The following is a 17,455-nucleotide window of genomic DNA, read 5'->3' as shown; positions in this document are numbered from 1 at the left end:
CCATTGGCCGGGCAACCAGCGACCGTCACCTTTCCACCAGCGCCTTGAGGCGCCCGAGTGCGTCGTCCCACTGGACGGCAACTTCGTCGAGATAGGTTCGCACCGCCTGGATCGGTTCGGGCCGATAGGCGAACTGGGTCTCGCGCCCGATACGCAGGCTTGAAACAAGCCCGGCCGTTTCGAGCACATGCAGGTGCTTGGTGATGGCCTGGCGTGTCAGGCTGGTGTCTGTCGACAGCTTCGCGATCGACTGCGTCTGGCCGCTGCTCAATCTTCTGAGCAGCGACAGACGGGTCGGATCTCCCAATGCCGCGAAGATGGCGGCGGGGTTCGATGGGGTGGCAAGGTCAGCTGTCGACATGATCAGCCGCCGATATGGGCCTTGATGTTTTTCATCTGTTCGGCCCAGCCGCCGTCATTCATGCGGAAGGCTTCGGCACGGCGGTGGGCGGGAATGGCGCCGAAGCCGGATTCAGTCACGCTGAGATGGGTTCCCGTCCCCTCCGGGCGCAGATGAAATTCCACCAGCGTCGGCTTCTCGTTTGAATAGTCGACGTCCGGATCGACGGCATAGGGATGCCAGGTGAACGAGAACAGGCGGGGCTCATCCATGTTGACGACCTTGGCTTCCCAGACGACATGTTCATAGCCGGGATAGGTGATATGGCCGCGCGAGATCTGGCCGGGCACAAAAGGCCCGTCCAGCTTGACCCGGAACCATGTGCCGAATTCCTCGTGATTGGTCAGGGCCTGCCATACACGGTCGATGGGCGCGTTCAGCTCGATGGTCTTTTCAATACGATCTGACATAATTGCAACCTCCTGGTTGCGCATATATGTCAGATCGCGCCGTCTTGTGCAACCATTTGGTTGCTTATTCGCAAATTTTCAGCCGCCCCGCTTCATGCTGAACACGGCGAGGAAGCTGATGATCGCCGCAACGCTGACATAATAGCCGACCCAGGGCAGGCCGCCCTTCTGCAGCAGGATCTGAGCCAGATAGGGCGCGAGCGAGGCACCCAGGATGCCGCCGAGATTATAGGCACTGGAGGCGCCGGTGTAGCGCACCTTGGTGGGGAAGAGGTCGGGAAGCAGGGCTCCGAGCGGCGCAAAGGTCAGCCCCATCAGGGCGAGCGAAAGCGACAGGAAGGCGAGGACCTCGAAGCTATTGCCGCTGCCGAGCAGGACGGGCAGGCACAAGCCCGACAATGCCGCCAAGGCACTGGAGATCAACAGGACAGGACGTGCGCCGAAGCGGTCGGAAAGCGCGGCGGAGATCGGCGTGGCAATCGCCATGAAGATGACGGCGACGCAGAGCAGGCCGAGAAAGTCGCTGCGCGAAATATGCAGCGTGTTGACGCCATAGCCCAGGGCAAAGACGGTGGAGATGTAGAACAGGGCGTAGCACACCACGATGGCGAGAGAGCCCTGGATCAGCGGAACCCAATGGTCCCTGAGTACTTCGAGCAAGGGCACCTCGACGCGCTCGTTGCGGGCCATGGCTTCGCGGAATTCAGGCGTTTCACTGATGGAGACGCGCAGATAGAGGCCGATGGCCACCAGCGCGGCGCTGATCAGGAAGGGGATGCGCCAGCCCCAGGATAGGAAGCTTGCTTCGTCGAGGAACATCAGCAGGACCAGGAACAGGCCATTGGCCATGAAGAAGCCGATCGGGGGCCCGAGCTGGGGGAACATGCCGAACCAGGAGCGTCGCCCCGGGGGAGCGTTCTCGGTCGCGAGCAGGGCCGCACCGCCCCATTCGCCGCCAAGACCGATGCCCTGGCCGAAACGCAGGATGCACAGCAGCAAGGGGGCCAGGAAGCCGGCCTGTTCATAGGTCGGCAGCGCGCCGATCAGCGTGGTCGACAGACCCATCACCAGCATGGACGCCACCAGCGTCGATTTGCGGCCGATGCGATCGCCGAAATGGCCGAACAGGATGGAGCCGATGGGGCGGGCCAGGAAGGCGATACCGAAGGTAAGGAAGGCGTTGAGTGCCTGCGAACCGGGCGCGGTCGACGGAAAGAAGGTCTGCCCGATCACCAGAGCGGCGGCCGTTCCGTAGATGTAGAAATCGTAGAACTCGATCGTGGTGCCCACCAGGCTCGCCAGAACGATGCGGCCGATTCCACCCGGCGCTGTCTGGGTGCTGGAGCCCCCAGCAGAGCTGGCTTCCGCGTTTCCTGCCATGTTATTTTCCGTCTATTAATTGTGAAATATCGCGAGGGACCTGATTCGGCAGAAGGGCCGAAGCATTCGCGTTATCGCGCCGGGCGCGAGGAAGTGAAACAGGAAACGTAGATGCCTGCCAAAGATGATGTGACGATCGCTTTCTATGCTGAACAGGCGAGTGCCTACACCACGCGGGGACAAGTGGCACAGAAACATCGCCTGGATCAGTTTCTGTCTCATGTCGCTCCGGGCGGATCCGTCTTGGAACTTGGCTGTGGCGCTGGACAGGACAGCGAATACATGCTGGCGCGCGGCTTCGACGTCACGCCGACTGATGGCACGCCGGAAATTGCGCATGCGGCAGCCGTGCGGCTTGGCCGGCTGGTCGATGTCCTGCTGTTCGAGGATATCGAGGCGCGTGAAGCCTATGACGGCGTCTGGGCCAATGCCTGCCTGCTCCATGTGCCGCGTGCGAACCTGTCCGCGATCATTGGCAGGATCCACCGGGCCTTGAAGCCCGGCGGGGTTTTCTACGCCAGCTTCAAGGCTGGCAAAGCGGAGGGCAGAGATCAGTTCGACCGCTATTACAATTATCCCTCGGCCGACTGGCTTGAGCAGACCTATCGGCCCGGCCCCTGGGAGAGCGTCGGGATCGAGGCCGCCAAGGGCGGCGGTTATGACAACAAGCCGACCGACTGGCTCTATGTCCTGGCGCGCAAGTCGATGCCCTGATCAGGCCGAAAAACCTTGCCGTTCGGGATGGTTCGGCAGCGGTCGCAGCAGCGATAGCCCAGGCTATACTATTTGCTCTGGCCTTACGGCAGCTCATCGGAGTAGGGAGCTGCCTTTAGCGGAGGCCTTTGCGAAGGCCGTGCGCATGAACCGGGAACCATCATGAACCGCGCCCAGAAAGCCGCCCTTGCCAGTGCCGGCGTCGGCCTTGTCGTCCTCGCGCTCAAATTCGGCGCCTATTGGCTGACGGGCTCGCTGGCGCTCTATTCGGATGCCCTGGAGAGCATCATCAACGTGGTTGCGGCTGGCGCAGCTTTCATCGCCCTGCGCGTGGCCTCCAAGCCTGCCGATGGCGGCCATCCCTATGGTCACCACAAGGCCGAATATTTCTCCGCCGTGATCGAGGGCGTGCTGATCGTGCTGGCGGCGATCCTGATCCTGGTCAAGGCCTATGACGGCATTCTCGCCCCCAAGCCGTTGGAAACACCGGTGCTGGGCCTGGCGGTGAATGCTGTGGCGACCGCGATCAATCTCGGCTGGGCGGTGACGCTGCTGCGCTGGGGCCGGGCGTGGCGCTCGCCCGCCCTCGTCGCCGATGGCCGGCATGTGATGACCGACGTCTGGTCGTCCGGCGGCGTCCTGATCGGCGTTGCCCTCGTCGCCGTGACGGGCTGGCTCATTCTCGACCCGATCCTGGCTGCGATCGTCGCCGTCAATATTCTGTGGTCGGGCTGGGTGATGATCCGCGATTCCGTATCCAGCCTGATGGATGCCTCCGCGCCCCCCGAGATCCTCGACCAGATCGCCAAGATCATCGCCACCCACAGCGAAGGCGCCCAGGAGGCGCATGATGTCAGGACCCGCCAGGTCGGCAGTGTCGTCTTCGTCGATTTCCACCTGGTTGTTCAGGGCTCGATGTCGGTGACGGAGTCGCACGCCATCTGCGATCGCATCGAACTCGCGCTCCGGCAGGAGATCGAAGGCGCTCGGGTGACCATCCATGTCGAGCCGGAGGAGAAGGCCAAGCATAAGGGCGTGCCCGTCCTGCTGGCTTCCTGAGGCAAGCGCCCCGCGATCAGGCCTCGCGTGCCTGCCGCAGCATGGCGCGCACGATCACCCAGTGGAAAGGCAGCACGGCGGCAAGATAGGCGCGCCCGAGACGATTATGGGTGAGGACGAGCGTGGTCAGTGTGACGCGCTGACGCTCCGAGATCCTGGATATGTCGACGACCACCCGAAAGTCGAGATGGCTGTCGTCGAAGCCGGCGACCAGTCGGTCCGGCGTCTGGCTGAGGACGGGAAAGATGCCGAGGACACCCAGGCCTGACGGTGAGGATGGCGGGCGGGTGTGCAGGCCGAAGGGAGCGACGACGAGGTTCCTGAGAGCCAGAAGCGTGGCGATCCAGCGCGGCGAGCGGGCCATGATACGCTCAGCGGCTCGCCTTGCGTCGAGTTTCGGCGGGGCCATGTCCAGCGCATAGGCGTCGGCGAATTGGGCACCGGGAAGAAGGCGGGCGAGGCCCGCATCGGGATCGACGGCGATGGTATCCATGGAAACGATGCTCCACGCGCTCCGGCAGGATCTCGGCAGAACGGAGCGATGAGGCGGAGTATAGAGCCGTTGAGGACTGCGGGCGCGTGCCGTGATGCCGCACGCACCCGCAAATCTCAGACCATGTCGGGCAGGGGGGCTTCTTCCGGAGCCGGCGCCGAAGGCAGCACGATGACCTTGGTGCCGGTAGGCACGCGGTTATAGAGGTCGATGATGTCCTGGTTCATCAGGCGGACGCAGCCCGAGGACACCTTGGTGCCGATGGTGGCCGGATTGGTGGTGCCGTGCAGGCGATAGAGCGTGTCGCGGCCGTCGCGGTAGAGATAGAGCGCGCGGGCACCGAGCGGGTTCTCGACCCCGCCGGGCATGCCGTTGCGATAGGGTTCGTTCAACTCGGGATCGCGGCGGATCATGTCGGGCGTCGGGGTCCAGCGTGGCCATTCGGCCTTGCGGGAGATGGTGGCCTCGCCCTGGAAATTGAACGCCTCGGTCTTGCCGACGCCGACGCCATAGCGGATCGCCCGGCCGTTTTCCTGGACGAGATAGAGGAAACGCTGGTTGGGATCGACGACGATGGTTCCGGGCTGCTCGGCGGTCTCATAGGGGACCTCACGGCGCCAATATTTCGGCGGCACCTTGGCTAGGTTCACAGGCTGGACGGGAAAACGATCATCCTCGATGCCTCCGTAGAGGGACACATAGTAAGGATCAGGTGTATAGGCGGCCTGCTGCAAATTGGCATTTCTCTGGCCGCTTCTCGTTGCGCAACTTGCAAGAAAAAGTGGTGCGCCCAGAAGAAGTATGCGTCGCGTCAGTATCATTTCAACCCCGAATATCCAGCGCCGTGTACCAATGGCAGCTATGAGCCAGCAAATCTGAGGAGCGGTTGCTCCAATGAATTGGGGCGATAGAGGCGCATTGCGGCAGGATTGCGCACCGAATTCGGGGTGAGGGCCGCGATTGGCAAAAGTGCACGCAACTGTGATCAAATGGCAACAGAATTGCTCGGCCAGGTTGCCGATCGGCCCTCCGGGCCACTATCGGTCCCAGTTTAGCGGGCGATCACCTCGACGTCGCCGTCATGGCCGGCCTTGACGTCGAACTCGCGCGTATAGACCCGGCCCTCATGGCGGGCGACGACGGTGTAGTTGCCTTCCGCCAGGATCAGGGAAGGAAAGGCGCCGATGGATTCGCGGATGACGTCGCCGCCTGGCGTCAGCACCGACCAGGCCGTGTTGGCGATCGCCTCGCCGCCGGCCTGGCTCACCAGCTTGAGCGTCAGCGTCGCCGCCATTTGGTGGAAGGTGGCCTGCGTCAGCTTGCCGGTACCGATCGATAGTTCGGCGGAGACGGTGGCGTTGGACTCGCCATAGGTGCATTCGACGAAATAGCGTCCCTCGGGCAGTCGCAGAATGCTGGTGGCCGGAACGCCCTCGGCGATGAGCCGGCGCTCCCCGGTCGGCTGGATCACCATGACGCGAGCGGTCAATTGCTCGGGCGGGATCGGCTTGTCGAGCACCGAAGCCTCGACCTGCAGGCCGCCCGCCTTGATCACCAGCCCCTGCCGCACGGACGCCTTGTCGACCTCGATCTCCTTGGTCGCGGCGGCAAGTCCATAGGCGGCATGAACGACATAGCGCCCGGGCGCCAACGAGAATTCGGGAGCCGGATCGTCGGATTCAGCCATCTTGGCCGCATCGGCCTCACCCTTGCCGAGGCGGTATACCCGCCATTTCAGGCCCGATGGAATCGGCGCCCCCTTCTCGGCGAAGCTGGCGGAGAGTTCGACCTTGCGCGTGACGGCGGGTTCCTCGGCCGCGGCCGGTGGCGCAGGCTGGGCAGGCGCCTGCGGCGCCGCCGCGGGAGCGGCTTCGGAACTCGGGGGCGTCTGCGCGGCCGCCGGCATGGCCACGAGAGCGCCTGCCAGCAGGAGGATCGAAGTCTTGAGGATCGAGGTCTTGGCAATCATGGCCGCCACGATTCACGGAAAGGCGGCGATTTCAAGCCCCATCTTCACGCCCGGCCTCCGGGGCTACTGCCTTGGCGGAGGATAAGGCACCGGACAAGCCTTCGGCCTGCCGCTGAAGGCGTTCAGCCCGTGCGGCAGCCAGGATTGGCGCGAGCAGGCCGGGGAAGCGCGATTCGATGTCGTCGGCGCGGAGCGTGATCAGGCGATACGTGCCCATCAAACGCGTGCGCGTCAGGCCCGCCTCGCGCAGGCGCACATAGTGATAGGTCAGATTGGTCTTGGAACTCAGGCCATTGAAGGCGGAGCAATTCTGCTCGCCCTCCTCGAAGAGGCCGAGAATGATGTCACGGCGAATGGGATCGCTGAGCGCTTCCAGAACCGTCGTCAACTCGATCTGATCGGTTTCCGGGTGAAAGATCGTCTTGGCCATGACTGGGACATATCGCCTGAGGTCCATTAGTTCAAGACTCATTGAATTCATTGACAGGCGTGGAGAAGAGTCCATAAGTTCAATAATTATTGAACTTATGGACTCGCCATGTATCGGACCCTGACCTGGCTTGCACTAGGTGCCTTCGCCATCGGCAGCGAAGGCTTGATGATTGCCGGCATCCTGCCGCGCATCGCCGAAGATCTCGGCATCCCCGTCGCCCATGCTGGTCACCTCGTCACCATTTTTGCGCTCGCCTATGCGATCGGCTCGCCGCTTATCGCAGTGATGACGGCGCGCTGGGAGCGTCGCACTCTCCTGATAACAGCCATGGCCGTGTTCAGCCTCGCCAATCTGGCGGCGGCCTTCGCCACCGGCTTTCTCACGCTGGCGGCGAGCCGTATCATCCTGGCGCTATCGGCCGGAACCTTCATGCCGGCCGCCTTTGCCTATGGGGCTGTGTCGGTCGAGCCGGCCAAACGCGGACGAGCCTTGTCCTTCATCTATACCGGCATGACCGTGGCGCTGGTGATCGGCGTGCCCCTGGGAACCGCCATTGCGGCGCATCTGGGCTGGCGGGCGACATTCGTCATGGTTGCCGCCATGAGCCTGCTGGTACTGGCCGGCATCGCCCTGAAGCTGCCGGCAGTGTCGGGGCCTCCGGCGCCCGGCCTCGCCGATCGTCTTGCCGTCGCGCGTCGTTCGGACGTGCTCGAGGTCATCGGCCTGACGGTCGTGGTCCTGGCCGGCGCATTCGGCGTCTACACCTTCATTGGGGCCTATCTCGAAGCCGTGTTGGGCGCCTCGCCGGAAGCGGTCGCCGGCTTCCTGATCCTGGCGGGCCTGGCGGGGGCTGCCGGCAATACAGTGGGTGGATATGCGGCCGATCGCTGGAACCATCGGCGCTTCCTCACCATCGTCCTGGCGGTGCTGGTCGTGAGTTTCGGTGCTCTTCCGCTGATCCCGGCGTTCCTGCCGGGACTGGCCGGCTGGATCGGGGCAGGGCTGGTGCTGGTGCTGTGGGGCGTTTTCGGCTGGGCTTTCCCGGCGGTGCAGCAGGTGCGCCTGCTTGCCATCGACCAGCGCCTGGCCTCGGTCCTGCTGGCCCTGAACGCATCGGCCATCTATCTCGGCACGGCGGCGGGCGCGGCCATCGGCGCCGTGGTGGTCGAGCGCTATTCGGTCCAGGCCGTCGGCTGGGTGGGAGCCGGCACCGAGGTACTGGCGCTCGCCATTCTGCTGGCGACAACCTATCGCCCGGCGCGGGTAACACCGGTGGAGGAGGCGGCCTGCGCCGTCGTCCACCAGGATGCGGCGGAATGACCTCACCGAGTCCGAGCCAAGGCGAATGAACGACAATCTCCTATTTATCAGAGAGATAGGCGAGTTTGTGTAACGGCATCCCGTGATCGCCCGGTCGCAAAGATGGGGAGGACTGAGGCTCATCGCGCCGGAAGTCCTACCCAAGACCTGCCGCAGGCCTTATGTGAGCGTTCGTCTCCTCGGGCAAAGCGCGTTTGAGCAAAACGCCGCCTTGCTCCAACGCCGCGCCCTGACGCGGCTTTGCGATTTTCGGCGAGTGCGCCAGATCGCAATGCATTGGGAATGTACGCCATGGATGCAATCGAGCTTCTGAAGACCCGCCGGTCGGTGCCCCCAGCCATGTTGTCGGCACCGGGGCCGGATGCCGCCCAGCTCGAGACGTTGCTGACCCTCGCAACGCGCGTGCCCGATCACGGCAAGCTCCACCCTTGGCGCTTCGTGATCTACCAGGGCGCCGCGCGCGAGAAGGCAGGGCAGGTCGTCTATGATGCCTTCATGGCTGCTTGTCCCGATGCGGACGAGGGGACCCGCAAGAAGGAATCGACGCGTTTCACCTTGGCGCCGCTGGTGATCGGCGTGGTATCGACGGCTGCCAACCATGTGAAGATCCCGCTCTGGGAGCAGGAGCTGTCGGCCGGGGCGGTCTGCGAGAATCTGGTCATCGCCGCCCATGCGCTGGGCTTCGGAGCGAGTTGGCTCACGGGCTGGATGGCTTATGACGAAAGAGTGCTGGCCAGGCTCGGTATCGGTTCGCACGAGAAGCTCGCCGGCTTCGTGCATATCGGTACACCCAGAGAAACCGTGCCGGATCGGCCGCGTCCCAAGCTCGAAGATCTCATAACTTACTATGGTCAAAATGCAGGTAATTAATTACCTCATAGGTAAGTTATTGTTTTTAAAGATAAAAATTTGACACGTGTTTAAAATATCGCGTTGACGCCTATTCGGCTGTCGTGTAGAAGCACTCCAACTCGGCGGCCCCTCAGGCCGCCTTGTCGTTTTCAACCGTCGGATCGACAGCGCAACCATAGGCGACACCATGTCCACCTTTACGCTCAAGACCGCCGATATCGAGAAGAAGTGGGTCATCATCGACGCCAAGGGTCTGGTCGTCGGTCGTCTGGCTTCCGTGATTGCAATGCGCCTGCGCGGCAAGCACAAGCCGACCTACACGCCCCATCTCGATTGCGGCGACAACGTGATTGTCATCAATGCGGAGCAGGTGGTGTTCACCGGCCGCAAGTACAATCAGAAGGTCTATTACCACCACACCGGGCATCCCGGCGGCATCAAGGAGCGCAGCGCCAGGTTCATCCTGGAAGGCAAGTTCCCTGAGCGTATCGTCGAAAAGGCCGTGGAGCGCATGATTCCGCGTGGTCCGCTCGGCCGCAAGCAGATGCTCAACCTGCGCGTGTACAAGGGTACCGAGCATCCGCACGAGGCTCAGCAGCCCGAAGCGCTCGATGTCGGCGCCATGAACGCCAAGAATGTGAAGGGCTGATCCGATGGCCGATACGCTCAATTCGCTGCAGGCTCTCGGCGAGGCTGCCGCCGCCGCCGAAGCGCCCAAGCATGTCCAGAAGCTGGACGCCCATGGCCGCGCCTATGCCACCGGCAAGCGCAAGAACGCCATTGCCCGCGTCTGGATCAAGCCGGGTGCCGGCAAGGTCACGGTCAACGGCCGTGAACTGGACGTCTACTTCGCCCGCCCGGTGCTGCGCCTGCTGATCCAGCAGCCGCTCACCGTCGCCAACCGCACCGGCCAGTATGACATCAACATCACCGTCGCCGGCGGCGGTCTGTCCGGCCAGGCCGGCGCCGTGCGCCACGGCGTCTCCAAGGCCCTGACCTATTTCGAGCCGGAACTGCGTCCGGCTCTGAAGAAGGAAGGCTTCCTCACCCGCGACAGCCGCGTGGTCGAGCGCAAGAAGTACGGCCGCGCCAAGGCTCGCCGTTCCTTCCAGTTCTCGAAGCGCTAAGCTTCCGGACAGGACTTACGAAAACCCCGCTTCGGCGGGGTTTTTTGTTGGCTGGCTTATGGCCTTGGCGAGGCGGTCGAGCCCCGGACCACAAGCTCGGTGGCAAACTGCCGTCGGCCGGTCTCGTCGGGCGTGTCGAGGATCATCTCGACGGCGAGCTGGCCCATCGCCGCGATCGGCTGGGCAATGGTGGTGAGCGGCGGTTCGGAAAAGGCGCTTTCCGGCACGCCGTCGAAGCCGATGACCGAGACATCCTCCGGCACCGACAGGCCCCGCTGGTGCAGCCATTCGAGGGCGGCGAAGGCGATCCTGTCTGACATCGCCAGCAGGGCTGTCGGTGGGGCAGGGGCTGCGAAGAGCTGAGCCATCGCGACGTTGACGTCCGTTTCCTCGTTCTGCGTTTCGAAAATCGGCACGATGCGGGTATCGATGCCATGCTCGGAGAGACCGGCGAAGTAGCCGAGTACACGGTCGCGCGAACTCGAATAGACCGCGGCCTCGACCTCCTGCATGGTGGCAGGCCCGGTCCGGTCGTCGGCGAAGGGCATGGACAGGATGGCGAAGCGCCGATGGCCGAGGCTTGCCATATGCGCCGCTGCTGCCTTGGCGCCGGCGAAATTGTCGACGCCGATAGCCGCGATGGCTTCGTCGCGCGTGCCCAGATGCAAAGCCACGAAAGGCAGGTGGCGTTCCCGCGTCAGCTCCACCAGCCGCGGGCCCTCGTCGATGCAGAACAGGATGAAGCCGTCCACCAGGGCGCTCTGCACATTCCAGGCCAGTTTCTGCTCGTTCATGGCCGAGACCAGGGCAATGCCGGCGCCGCGTTCGTCGCAGGCCTTGGAAATCGCCGCCATCATCAGGCGGGCGAAGGGATCTTCGAAGAAATAGGACAGGGGTTCGGCCGTAACGATGCCGAGGGCGTTGACCTTGCCGGCGCGCAGCAGGCGCCCCTTCGGATCGGGCCCGCGATAGCCGAGGGAGGCGGCGACCGCCTCGACGCGCTCGCGGACTTCCGGTCGCACCAGACGCGGGCGGTTGAAGACGTTCGAGGCGGTGCCCTGCGACACGCCCGCCGCCTTGGCCACATCCGCGAGCCGTATGACCTTATCCAAGGGCTTCTCCCATTGCGTTAGCGCCGTGTTCGGCATGGCAGGCGTGCCTAACCGACCTCGACGGACAGCGCGCCGCCGATAGTCGCGCCATCCCGCCTGCTCCCTTCGGCGGGAAGGCGATGCGACCGACTGTAGCATGTCGTTGGATCGATTCAATTTTGCTTGACCCAAAGCAGGTTTTCCGTTAATTTTTGAATCGATTCAATTGATCGTAAAAGAGTTCTTCGCCCGCAACTTGCGGGTTGTTTTTGCGCAAGATATTGAATCGATTCAATAAATTCGACCACGGAGCATCCGTCATGATTCCCTCGAGCTATTTCTTCAAGACGGCCTATCGGCGTCGCTGGGAGCAGCCGGTCTCGCCGGAAGCAACACCGGCCGTCCAGCCGAACCGGGCTTGGTACAGCACCCTGGCGACGGCGATCAGCCATTGGCGCGCACCCAAGCCTTCCGGGCGGGGCGGACGCAAGGGGCGGTGAAGGAGCCACGCTCCCCAGCCATCACCCGCCGTGATCCTGCCTGGGCCGGGTAGCGGCCGTCGATCTGTGATCGCTGATCGTCGAGTCGAACACCAGACTATCCGAAGAGAGCAAGGGACATCGCATCGAAACCTCCGAACCGCGTCTCTGGTCGGATTCCCCGCGCAATGGGTGCAGTGGAAGATGCCGCCCCGAACAACTTCTATGGCAAGCTCGGCCCCTGTCGATTCGGAACCGTGCCATGTCCTTCAGCGTCCGCGATATCTGGTTCAAGGGTTACCGTTCGCTGCGCTCCATCCATTTCGAGGTCGGCGACCTCAGTGTGTTCGTCGGTGCCAACGGCACCGGCAAGACCAACCTCTATCGCGGCTTGCAGTTGATACAGGCGGCGGCACAGGGCAGCTTCGCCCATGAGCTGGCTCGCGAAGGGGGATTGGCGGCCGCGCTGTGGGCTGGCATGCGCCCGAGAAACGAGCCGGCCCGCATCCATCTCGATGTCGGCTTGATCAGTGACGGTGCCCGCTATCGCTACCGGATAGAGGCCGGGCTGGTGCAGCAAGCCGGCGGCATCATTCTCGGCACGGGCTTTCTCGGCGAGCCGCAGGTCAAGGTCGAGACGCTCAAATTCAGCCATCGCGGCCGCGAACAGACGGTGCTGGAGCGCAAGGGGCCGGCCGTCAGCATCGCCGGCCCTGATGGTAAGCGGCGCCCGTTCGGCGTGCCGCTATTGGCGTCGGAAACCGCTTTGGCGACGTTGCACGACGCCGATCGCCTGGCCGACCTTGCCTCCGTGCGCCGCACTCTCTTGGAATGGCGTTTCTATCACGGGCTGCGCACGGACCGGGATTCGGCGCTGCGCCAGCCCTGCTATGCCGTCACCACGCCGACCCTGGCTTCCGACGGCCACGATCTGGCGGCTGTCTTCGCCACGCTCGTCCATATCCGCGCCGATGGCGAGGCGCTGTTCGACTCTGTCGACGAAGCCTTTCCCGGTGCCCGCCTGGTGGTGCCGATGCCCGATCGCATGGCCTCCTTCGGCATGATCTTTCCCGACAATCCCAGGCGCGTCTACGAGGCGAGCGAACTCTCCGACGGAACCTTGCGCTATCTCGCGCTGGCCGGGGCGCTGTTGTCCGCCCGCCTGCCGCCTTTCATTGCCTTGAACGAACCGGAAGCCAGCCTGCACCCCGATCTCCTGGCTCCGCTCGCCGGCATGATCGTGCGCGCCTCGCGCCGGACCCAAATCTGGCTGGTGACCCATTCGCAAGCCCTGGCCGACGCCATCGAAACCCTCTCCGGCGTGCCGGCGCACCGTGTGATCAAGCGCGGCGGCGAAACCTGGCTTGAAGGCCTGCGGCTATCGGGCGATTTCGCCGAGGATGACCAGGCAGATACCCCTTGATCGAGCCATGGGCGCGATCAAGGGGTATCTGCAAGATATCAAACAGCTGCAGAGTTCCCGGCGAAACCCATTCGCGGGCCTCGCCGGGAAACTCTGCTTGGAGAGGGAATTCGATATGGCGTGCTCAGCGAGCGCCATATTGCTCGTCGCTGACCTGTTCGAGCCAGTCGACGGCTTTGCCGTCCAACTGCTCCTGGATGGCGGTATGGGTCATTGCCGTGGTGGCAGCGGCGCCGTGCCAATGCTTCTCGCCGGGGGCGAACCAGATCACGTCGCCCGGCCTGATCTCCTCGATCGGGCCACCCTCGCGCTGAGCCAGGCCGCAGCCTGCAGTTACGATCAGGGTCTGACCGAGTGGATGGGTATGCCAGGCGGTGCGGGCACCAGGTTCGAAGGTGACGCTGGCGCCGATGACGCGGGCCGGTTGCGGTGCGCTGAACAGGGGATCGATCCGGACAGTGCCCGTGAACCAGTCCGCAGGTCCGCGCCCGGAAGGCTGCGAGCCGCTCCGCTTGATTTCCATGATGATCCTCGCGATCAATGGGAGAAGGCTGGATCTTAGCGGTGATGGCTGCGTCGTCATAGTCCATTCAGACCCGCCCCTCGCCGGAATGGCGAGAAGCGGGGCCAGCCGGGAACCGCGGTGGAATCAACCTGCAAGCCCGAGATCACGTCGAACCCGGCTAGCGTCGAAGGCGCGCCTATTGGGTGACGGCTTCCGAGGCGTATTTGAAGGCTGGCGCTGCTTCCAGCTGCTCCTTGGTCATCGCCAGCATGCCGCGGGCCGGATAGTCCCGTACCTGGTTGACGGGCTGGGTCTCAGGAGTCACGGGCGCTGCCGATGGCGTGCCTGCAGGTGCCGGAGCGCCAGCGGCGGGTTGGGCCGGGGCCGGAGCGGCGTCCGTCCAGGTTATGGCGGTGTAGGGCAGGGCGACATTCTTTTCCCCCATGCCCAGGAAGCCGCCGACGCCGATAACGACGCCGACGACCGTGCCTTTCTTGTCGACCAGCACGTCGTTGACATTGCCGACATTCTCATCCTTGGCATTGTAGATCTTGACGCCGACGAGCTGACTGGCCCGGTATTGGCCGGGCTCGGCCTTGGTGACGAAGGACACCGCGCCCACCGGGGCGGGGGTGGTCTGCTGCGCCAAAGCCGCGGTGGGCAAGCCCAGCAGGGTGACGAAGGCGACGGTGCAAGTGGCTTTTCTCAGGATCATGGAAACCTCCTTTGATGAGCCGTTCCACCCCATAAAACCAAGCTGGCGATGCGATGTTCCAACGAAACCGGCTCGACGGCTCCATGTGAGGCCGAAACCACGCCATCGGACATATTCCCTTTGTCACGCATTGCCCTTAAAGCCAGGGGCGATATTCGTAAGCAAAACGCTAAGCAGATTCCTCCTGATCGGGCCACGGGCGCAATCAGGAGGAATCTGCAAGATATCAACATTTGCAGAGTTTCCTGGTGAGGCCCATCCGTGGGCCTCACCAGGAAACTCTGCTTGGAGGAGAATCCCATGGCTGGTCCCACTGATGATCCCAAGCGCCCGCGCCCGACCGACAATGCCGTCTTTCGCAAGGAGGTGCTCGGTGGCGCCACCGAGCCGACCTATGGAGGCATCCTGTCCTTCATGCGCCGGCGTTATCAGCGTGACCTGACCGGTATCGACGTTGCCGTCTGGGGCATTCCCTTCGATGCGGCGGTGTCCAACCGGCCCGGCGCCCGCTTCGGACCCCAGGGGGTGAGGCGCGCTTCGGCGATCTTCGACGGCGACCCGCAATATCCCTTCCAGGCCGATCCGTTCGAGCAACTCGCCGTGGTCGACTATGGCGATTGCTCCTTCGACTATGCGCGCCACGGCGAGATCCCGGCCTGCATCGAGACGCAGGCGCGCGACATCATCGACACCGGCACCATGCTATGCTCGATCGGCGGCGATCACTACGTCACCTGGCCGTTGCTCAAGGCCCATGCCGCCAAGCATGGTCCGATGGCGCTGGTGCATTTCGACGCCCACCAGGACACCTGGTACGACGACGAAGGGCGCATCGACCACGGCTCCTTCGTGGCGCGCGCCGTGCGCGAGGGCATCATCCTGCCGGAGCGCTCCATCCAGATCGGCATCCGCACCCATGCGCCGGATGATTGCGGCATCGAGATCCTCTATGGCGAGGATCTGGAAACGCTCAGCGTCGCCCAGGTGGTCGAGCGTGTCCGCCAGCGGGTCGGCGATGCCAAAGCCTATATCACCTTCGACATCGACTGCCTCGATCCGGCCTATGCGCCCGGCACTGGCACGCCTGTCGCCGGCGGTCCCTCGTCGCGCCAGGCCCTGATGATCCTGCGCCGGCTCGGCTTTCTCGACATCGTCGGCTGCGACCTGGTGGAAGTCGCACCTGCCTATGACCATGCCGATATCACCTCGATTGCGGGCGCGACGGTGCTTCAGCATTATCTGGGCTTGATTGCCGAGCGGAAGCAGGGCAAAGCCGGGGCATGAGCAAGACGCCCAAGAACCCAACGGCCAAGAACCCGACGTCCATGAGCAACGAACGCAAGAACTCGCTGACCTACGCCGACGCCGGTGTCGATATCGATGCCGGCAATGCCATGGTCGATGCCATCAAGCCCCTGGTCCGCGCCACTCGCCGCGTCGGCGCCGATGCCGAGATCGGCGGCTTCGGCGGCCTGTTCGATCTCAAGGCCTGCGGCTTCAAGGATCCTGTCCTGGTCGCGGCCAATGACGGCGTCGGCACCAAGCTGAAAGTCGCGATCGAGACCGGCATCCACGACACTGTCGGCATCGACCTGGTGGCGATGTCGGTCAACGATCTGGTGGTGCAGGGCGCCGAGCCGCTGTTCTTCCTCGATTATTTCGCCACCGGCAAGCTGGCGCCGGGGCAGGGCGTTGCCATCGTCAAGGGCATCGCCGAAGGCTGCAAGGATGCCGGCTGCGCCCTGATCGGCGGCGAGACCGCCGAAATGCCGGGCATGTATGCCGATGGTGACTATGACCTCGCCGGTTTCGCGGTCGGCGCCGTGGAGCGCGATGCCATCCTGCCGCGCGGCAGCGTGGCCGAAGGTGATGTCATCCTCGGCCTGGCTTCCTCAGGCCCGCATTCCAACGGCTATTCGCTCATCCGCAAGATCGTCGAGCTCTCGGGTCTCGGCTGGGACGCTCTGGCGCCTTTCGCCGAGGGCAAGACTCTCGGCGAAGCGCTGCTGACGCCGACGCGCATCTATGTCAGGCCGTTGCTGGCGGCGCTGAAGGCGACGGGCTCTTCTGTCAAGGCGCTCGCCCACATCACCGGCGGCGGCTTCCCGGACAACATCCCGCGCGTGCTGCCGGATGGCATCGCCGCGTCCATCGACCTCTCGTCCTTCACCCCGCCGCCGGTATTCGGCTGGCTGTCGCGCACGGGTGGCGTCGAAGCGCATGAGATGCTGCGTACCTTCAATTGCGGCATCGGCATGATTGTCGTCACGGCCGCGGCCGATGCAGAGGCCGTCGAAGCTGCTCTCGCCGAAGCAGGCCTGCCGCCGGTCCGTCTCGGCACTGTGGTGACGCAGGACGGCGCCGAACGCGTCGGCTATCGCGGCACGCTGTCGCTATGAAGGGACGCAAGCGCGCCGCCATCCTGATCTCGGGGCGCGGTTCCAACATGGCCGCGCTCATCGAAGCTGCGAGGGATCCGGCATATCCAGTTGATATCGTTGCGGTTATTTCAAATCGCCCAGGAGCGCAAGGCCTGGCTCGGGCACGCGAGGCCGGCATCGCCGCCGAAGCTGTGGACCACAAGGCTTTTGCCAGCCGCTCCGATTTCGAGGCGGCGCTGGAAGCGCGGCTGGAAGCCCATGTCGTCGATCTTGTGGTGCTGGCAGGATTCATGCGGTTGATGACGGCGCCTTTCGTGCAAAGCTGGACCGGGCGCATGATCAACATCCATCCGGCCCTGCTGCCGGCCTTTCCGGGGCTTGCCACCCATGAGCGCGCGCTCGAGGCCGGGGTGCGCCTGCATGGCTGCACCGTCCACTATGTCACGCCCGGCATGGATGAGGGGCCGATCATTGCGCAGGCGGCAGTGCGCGTGCTGTCCGGCGACACGGCTTCGGATCTTGCTGCGCGCGTGCTGCTTGCCGAGCACAAACTGTATCCGGCAGCTCTCGCCCGTGTGGCGCGTGGTGAGGCACCGGTCATGGGCGAGCGCGTCGAGATCGCCCCCGGCGATCTGCTGTTCTGCGAGTGACATCGGCGACCGCGTCGCCACCCTATTGTCCGACCCGAACTGTCTTTGACCCAG

The 17,455-nt window shown here is 64.0% G+C and carries 21 protein-coding genes; 11 read left to right on the top strand and 10 right to left on the bottom strand.

Features of this window, described 5'->3' with window-relative positions:
- Positions 1-25: 25 nt before the first annotated feature.
- The 3 genes from ACZYTC_RS11970 to ACZYTC_RS11960 all read right to left on the bottom strand — a co-directional run bounded on the left by ACZYTC_RS11970 (position 26) and on the right by ACZYTC_RS11960 (position 2,190).
- On the bottom strand, positions 26-361 hold the full coding sequence (locus ACZYTC_RS11970) for an ArsR/SmtB family transcription factor (protein ID WP_441772628.1): 336 nt from the start codon (positions 359-361) through the stop codon (positions 26-28).
- 2 nt (positions 362-363) lie between these two features.
- Positions 364-810: an SRPBCC family protein gene (locus ACZYTC_RS11965; RefSeq protein WP_441772627.1), complete on the bottom strand. Its 447-nt coding sequence runs from the start codon at positions 808-810 to the stop codon at positions 364-366.
- Positions 811-888: 78 nt separating this feature from the next.
- Positions 889-2,190 carry an MFS transporter gene (locus tag ACZYTC_RS11960; protein WP_434955865.1) on the bottom strand — a complete coding sequence of 434 codons (1,302 nt, stop codon included), beginning with the start codon at positions 2,188-2,190 and terminating at the stop codon, positions 889-891.
- Between the two features lie 111 nt (positions 2,191-2,301).
- Between ACZYTC_RS11960 and ACZYTC_RS11955 the strand changes: the two genes are divergently transcribed.
- Together ACZYTC_RS11955 and ACZYTC_RS11950 are read left to right on the top strand one after the other, a co-directional pair.
- Entirely contained in the window at positions 2,302-2,904 is a 603-nt protein-coding gene (locus ACZYTC_RS11955) for a class I SAM-dependent methyltransferase (protein WP_434955866.1), read from the top strand.
- Between the two features lie 162 nt (positions 2,905-3,066).
- Positions 3,067-3,963, top strand: coding sequence for a cation diffusion facilitator family transporter (locus tag ACZYTC_RS11950; protein WP_434955867.1), 897 nt, complete (start codon positions 3,067-3,069; stop codon positions 3,961-3,963).
- A gap of 16 nt (positions 3,964-3,979) precedes the next feature.
- Here ACZYTC_RS11950 and ACZYTC_RS11945 read toward each other — a convergent pair whose 3' ends face one another.
- The 4 genes from ACZYTC_RS11945 to ACZYTC_RS11930 all read right to left on the bottom strand — a co-directional run bounded on the left by ACZYTC_RS11945 (position 3,980) and on the right by ACZYTC_RS11930 (position 6,855).
- Entirely contained in the window at positions 3,980-4,456 is a 477-nt protein-coding gene (locus ACZYTC_RS11945) for a DUF2867 domain-containing protein (protein ID WP_441772626.1), read from the bottom strand.
- Positions 4,457-4,572: 116 nt separating this feature from the next.
- Positions 4,573-5,277 (bottom strand): L,D-transpeptidase, encoded by a 705-nt coding sequence (locus ACZYTC_RS11940; protein WP_441772625.1) that lies wholly within the window; start codon positions 5,275-5,277, stop codon positions 4,573-4,575.
- A gap of 230 nt (positions 5,278-5,507) precedes the next feature.
- A complete protein-coding gene (locus ACZYTC_RS11935) occupies positions 5,508-6,425 on the bottom strand; it encodes a hypothetical protein (RefSeq protein ID WP_441772624.1) in 918 nt (305 codons plus the stop codon).
- Between the two features lie 31 nt (positions 6,426-6,456).
- The gene (locus tag ACZYTC_RS11930; protein WP_434955871.1) at positions 6,457-6,855 is read right to left on the bottom strand and encodes a transcriptional regulator; all 399 of its coding nucleotides are present in this window, start codon (positions 6,853-6,855) and stop codon (positions 6,457-6,459) included.
- 108 nt (positions 6,856-6,963) lie between these two features.
- On the opposite strand from ACZYTC_RS11930, the gene ACZYTC_RS11925 reads away from it, so the two are divergent.
- The 4 genes from ACZYTC_RS11925 to rpsI all read left to right on the top strand — a co-directional run bounded on the left by ACZYTC_RS11925 (position 6,964) and on the right by rpsI (position 10,157).
- Positions 6,964-8,178 (top strand): MFS transporter, encoded by a 1,215-nt coding sequence (locus ACZYTC_RS11925; protein ID WP_434955872.1) that lies wholly within the window; start codon positions 6,964-6,966, stop codon positions 8,176-8,178.
- Positions 8,179-8,469: 291 nt separating this feature from the next.
- Positions 8,470-9,048: a nitroreductase family protein gene (locus ACZYTC_RS11920; RefSeq protein WP_434955873.1), complete on the top strand. Its 579-nt coding sequence runs from the start codon at positions 8,470-8,472 to the stop codon at positions 9,046-9,048.
- A 169-nt stretch (positions 9,049-9,217) separates the two neighbouring features.
- Complete coding sequence (gene rplM, locus ACZYTC_RS11915; protein ID WP_068289828.1) at positions 9,218-9,679, top strand: 50S ribosomal protein L13; 462 nt, start codon at positions 9,218-9,220, stop codon at positions 9,677-9,679.
- A 4-nt stretch (positions 9,680-9,683) separates the two neighbouring features.
- A complete protein-coding gene (gene rpsI / locus ACZYTC_RS11910) occupies positions 9,684-10,157 on the top strand; it encodes a 30S ribosomal protein S9 (RefSeq protein WP_434955874.1) in 474 nt (157 codons plus the stop codon).
- 56 nt (positions 10,158-10,213) lie between these two features.
- Here rpsI and ACZYTC_RS11905 read toward each other — a convergent pair whose 3' ends face one another.
- Positions 10,214-11,269 (bottom strand): LacI family DNA-binding transcriptional regulator, encoded by a 1,056-nt coding sequence (locus tag ACZYTC_RS11905; protein WP_488989681.1) that lies wholly within the window; start codon positions 11,267-11,269, stop codon positions 10,214-10,216.
- 299 nt (positions 11,270-11,568) lie between these two features.
- Between ACZYTC_RS11905 and ACZYTC_RS11900 the strand changes: the two genes are divergently transcribed.
- Positions 11,569-11,748 carry a hypothetical protein gene (locus ACZYTC_RS11900; protein ID WP_434955876.1) on the top strand — a complete coding sequence of 60 codons (180 nt, stop codon included), beginning with the start codon at positions 11,569-11,571 and terminating at the stop codon, positions 11,746-11,748.
- Positions 11,749-11,989: 241 nt separating this feature from the next.
- The gene (locus tag ACZYTC_RS11895) at positions 11,990-13,150 is read left to right on the top strand and encodes an AAA family ATPase (protein WP_441772622.1); all 1,161 of its coding nucleotides are present in this window, start codon (positions 11,990-11,992) and stop codon (positions 13,148-13,150) included.
- A 124-nt stretch (positions 13,151-13,274) separates the two neighbouring features.
- Here the strand turns inward: ACZYTC_RS11895 and ACZYTC_RS11890 are convergent, their stop codons facing one another.
- A complete protein-coding gene (locus tag ACZYTC_RS11890) occupies positions 13,275-13,673 on the bottom strand; it encodes a (R)-mandelonitrile lyase (protein WP_441772621.1) in 399 nt (132 codons plus the stop codon).
- 178 nt (positions 13,674-13,851) lie between these two features.
- On the bottom strand, positions 13,852-14,370 hold the full coding sequence (locus tag ACZYTC_RS11885; RefSeq protein WP_441772620.1) for a PRC-barrel domain-containing protein: 519 nt from the start codon (positions 14,368-14,370) through the stop codon (positions 13,852-13,854).
- A gap of 300 nt (positions 14,371-14,670) precedes the next feature.
- On the opposite strand from ACZYTC_RS11885, the gene speB reads away from it, so the two are divergent.
- The 3 genes from speB to purN are packed head-to-tail and all read left to right on the top strand — an operon-like array spanning position 14,671 to position 17,401.
- Positions 14,671-15,654, top strand: coding sequence for an agmatinase (speB, locus tag ACZYTC_RS11880; RefSeq protein ID WP_441772619.1), 984 nt, complete (start codon positions 14,671-14,673; stop codon positions 15,652-15,654).
- 41 nt (positions 15,655-15,695) lie between these two features.
- Positions 15,696-16,769: a phosphoribosylformylglycinamidine cyclo-ligase gene (gene purM / locus ACZYTC_RS11875; protein WP_441772651.1), complete on the top strand. Its 1,074-nt coding sequence runs from the start codon at positions 15,696-15,698 to the stop codon at positions 16,767-16,769.
- Positions 16,766-17,401 (top strand): phosphoribosylglycinamide formyltransferase, encoded by a 636-nt coding sequence (purN, locus tag ACZYTC_RS11870; protein ID WP_441772618.1) that lies wholly within the window; start codon positions 16,766-16,768, stop codon positions 17,399-17,401. The genes purM and purN overlap by 4 nt, the downstream gene beginning before the upstream one ends.
- Positions 17,402-17,455: the final 54 nt, after the last annotated feature.

The organism is Labrys sp. F242 (genome assembly GCF_057813875.1).
Note: the sequence above shows the minus strand (reverse complement) of the source record. Positions and strands in the feature narration are given on the sequence as shown.